The organism is Calothrix sp. CBUCES-K 9914, assembly GCF_059640475.1.
In genome coordinates this window covers 1-3,636 of sequence record NZ_JBXXZH010000459.1, presented here as the reverse complement: position 1 = coordinate 3,636, position 3,636 = coordinate 1, and the positions used below count along the sequence as shown (strand labels likewise).

4 protein-coding genes are annotated in these 3,636 nt (G+C 39.7%); 3 read left to right on the top strand and 1 reads right to left on the bottom strand.

Annotated features, from left to right (window positions below; translation table 11 throughout):
- The first annotated feature begins 267 nt into the window (after positions 1-267).
- The 3 genes from AC2JBO_RS43810 (at position 268) to AC2JBO_RS43800 (ending at position 3,269) form a co-directional block, all read left to right on the top strand.
- A complete protein-coding gene (locus AC2JBO_RS43810; RefSeq protein WP_496959891.1) occupies positions 268-810 on the top strand; it encodes a hypothetical protein in 543 nt (180 codons plus the stop codon).
- Between the two features lie 100 nt (positions 811-910).
- A complete protein-coding gene (locus AC2JBO_RS43805; RefSeq protein ID WP_496959890.1) occupies positions 911-1,345 on the top strand; it encodes a hypothetical protein in 435 nt (144 codons plus the stop codon).
- 649 nt (positions 1,346-1,994) lie between these two features.
- On the top strand, positions 1,995-3,269 hold the full coding sequence (locus AC2JBO_RS43800; protein ID WP_496959889.1) for a filamentous hemagglutinin N-terminal domain-containing protein: 1,275 nt from the start codon (positions 1,995-1,997) through the stop codon (positions 3,267-3,269).
- A gap of 18 nt (positions 3,270-3,287) precedes the next feature.
- Here AC2JBO_RS43800 and AC2JBO_RS43795 read toward each other — a convergent pair.
- On the bottom strand, positions 3,288-3,636 hold a 349-nt coding region (locus AC2JBO_RS43795; RefSeq protein ID WP_496959888.1), incomplete at its 5' end, for a hypothetical protein.

Here is a 3,636-nt window from a genome sequence, read left to right as displayed (position 1 = left end):
CGAATCTATCTTACGCCGAAAAGCTCATGCTAATTGAACTATTGGCAAAAGTAAGTGCCGGGGCGCCTGCATTTGAGTAGGGTGCGTGAAAGCTATTACAAACTTCAACAAAACGCAAAATTAAAGTGCTTTCACGCACCACCTTTGTGTACGATAATATATTTTTTACCACAGAGGCACAGAATACACAGAGAAAAGAGAGGTTGCTTTTTCGTACCTTTAGAGCTTAAATATAATTAGCCTCCTAATTATAAAGCAACTAATCATATGAAGAAATTGAGTGTAAAACCCAAAAACTGGTTACTATCATTCCATGTTGCATTCGGTGGAATATGGTTTGGCACCGCGCTATGCATGGTAGTTGTCGCGCTCTTCAAAGGAGGTAAAGCAGGGAATGGTGACGAGCTTTACGCGATTAACTATATATTGAAAGTACTTGATGATTTTGTAGTGATTCCATCTGCTAACTTATCATTATTAACGGGTGGATTACTTAGTTGGCTAACTATATGGGGATTTTTTAAGCATTACTGGGTGATTTTCAAGTGGGTTGCAACAGTAACGCTAATTGTTACTGGTACTATTTGGCTGGGTCCTTGGGTTAATGCCATGACAAGTATTTCTGAAGCGGAACGACTACAAGCGCTGCATAACCCTTTATATTTATTTGACCAGAAAGGCGCCTTAATTGGTGGTGCAATTCAAACAAGCTTAATTTTAGTAATTATCGCGGTTTCAGTCCTCAAACCTTGGGGTAGAAGAATTATTAAAACCAAGGATGAGAAAGAAACGGTTTCCATCGCTAACTAATACCGCTTACGTTAGTTTGAGTTACTTTGCGATTTGGCAGTTAATATGTATTTAAGCCAAGTCGTTAATATTGTCTCTCAAACTAGCAGGAGATTAGACGGTGAGTAAGTTAGGCAAAAAAAGATTAGAAGCAACTTCGGTAATTGTAGCTTGTGCGCTCGGTAATGCCAGTGTTTCTGTGGCGCCAACACCTGGTGTAGAACTTCCCAAGCAGTTTCTTTTGACTGCTTCGGATGTTTTGATGTATTCCCGTATATGGAAAACTTATTTTGAAGAGGATTTATCGAGCAAAGGCATTTTAGAGATATTAACTGAATTAGGTTTAGTTTGTGCAGTTGGCGCCGGAACTGGGTATGTAGTAAGTAAAGCTTCAACAGCAGTATTAAAAGAAATTACTAACTGGACAGGTCTATTAGGTTGGGGAGTTACCGCAACTGTAGCTGGTTCTGTCTCAGCAATGTTTGGCGCCGCATGGGCATTATACTGCGATAACACATATCAACAAAAACATCCACAAGAGAGTGCTGAGTTCTGAGTGCTGAGTGCTGAGTGCTGAGTATTAAGTAGTAAATTCTAGTTGTGTGATGCTGCAAATAATCAACTTCGTTTGAGAATTATTTGTAGCGTCAAGCATAATATCTGCCCGTTCGCTCCTGCATTGATCTCTCGATTTAATTAAGCCTTACTGGGCTTATAATCCAGACTAGTCAATCGATTCAAGCATTTTCGCTTGGTAGAAGGCTTTTAGCTATTTTATGATTTACCCTACCTCTGTGCCTTAAATAATCGCCTTTCAGGGGCTTCTATGACGGTTACAAATTTTACTAACAATCAGCTATTTACTTAGAAATAGCATCTTTTCTTTCATATCAAGGGTTTAATTCCCCTCCTGCTTTCATGCAGGAGCGAACGCACAGTCATTATTTCCCATCAGCCGAATATTTTCTTTATAAGGTTAGCGTTTGGTGTATGGAGACGAGCAGTATGTTTTTCACTGGCGCCTGCACTAGCTTTTTAACTTCCCAAACGCCGTAATAGCTTTTGCAGTCATTGAAAAACCCCTACCAATATAAACTTAACATAATCTAAGTGCCAAATTATACTATTGCTATTGCTTTCGTAAGTCGAAATCGGGACAATCTAAAAAAAAACTAAGCCCGATGATATTCATCTATATTATTAGCATGTGTAAAACTTTAAAGCCATCGGCTTGGGTGCAACAAACGTTCTTCATTAGCTTAACAATACTTTCTTGCATCCCTGCTCATGCTCAGATTATTCCTGATAATACTTTAGGTTCGCAAGGTTCTCGCGTAACCCCAAACACTTTGATTAAGGGTGCATCTTCGGATTTAATTGATGGTGGCGCCACTCGCGGAAGCAATCTTTTCCATAGTTTTAGCGAATTTAATATTAATGATGGGCAAAGAGTCTATTTTAGCAACCCCTCCGGAGTAGTAAATATTTTCACTAGAGTCACTGGTGGAAGTGCCTCAAATATACTCGGAACATTGGGTGTAGATGGTGTAGCGAATCTATTTTTGATAAATCCGAATGGAATATTGTTTGGGAAAAATGCCAGTTTAGATGTGCGAGGTTCGTTCGTTGGCACAACTGCGAATGCGATTCAATTCGGCAATCAAGGAGTTTTCAGTGTCACAAATCCTGAATCTACACCACTATTAACTATCAATCCTTCAGCGTTACTATTCACTCAAGTCCAAGCGAATGCAATTATTACGAACCAATCTCAAGCACCCGCAGGTGTGAATTTGGTTGGGGTTGATGTGACCGGGTTGAGAGTTCCAGATGGTAAAAGCTTACTGCTTGTTGGTGGTGATATTAATATCGATGGCGGTTCTCTACGAGCTTATAATGGCAATATTGAATTAGCAGGATTATCCGCACCAGGAATAGTTCAATTAAATACAGTAAATAATACTTTTAGCTTGAGCGTTCCAAGTGATATACAGCGAAGTAATATATTTTTAACTAATGCTGCGGAGGTAAATGTCAGAGGTTCTGATTCTGGCAGTATTACTATTAATGCTCGAAATTTGAGTTTGGCAGAAGGTAGTAAACTCCGAACTGGAATAGATACAGGATTGGGAACGCTACAAAGTCAAGCTGGCGATATTACAGTCAATGCAACAGAAGCAACAACTTTAAGTGATAGTAGTTTTATTGCCAACGTGCCGCAACCTAACTCTATTGGTCAGGGGGGTAATATTAATGTCACTACAGGTTTACTGACTCTTAAAGATAGCAACATTAATGGTAATACTTTCGGGAATGGGAGTGCTGCTAACATTTTTGTCAAAGCTGGTGGCATTTTTCTGAATAATGGAATCATCGTCAATAGCGTACAAACAGGAGCAGTGGGGAATTCTGGGAATATTCAGATATCTACCAACTCCCTCAAAGTAACTATTAAGTGCAGTCGCTGCAGGCATTGGTAAAGGCGGAAATATCGCAGTTCAATCTGGAAAACTATCTTTATCTAAAGGTGCGGTCATATCTTCCAGTAGTGGCGGACAGGGAAATGCTGGAGATATTAATATTAATTCTGGTGCTGTGCAGTTAAATGAAAGTGTAATAGCATCTGTCACAAATTCTAGCGATGGCGGAAATATTAACTTAAAAGCCGCAGATTTTTTACTATTGCGCCGTGGTAGTGCTATCTCGACAACAGCCGGATTTGCTTCTTCTGGCGGAAATGGTGGTAACATCACTATTGATACACCTTTTATTGTTGCCGTACCAAAGGAAGATAGCGACATTGGCGCCAATGCATTTACGGGTAATGGTGGTAATGTTAGCATCACT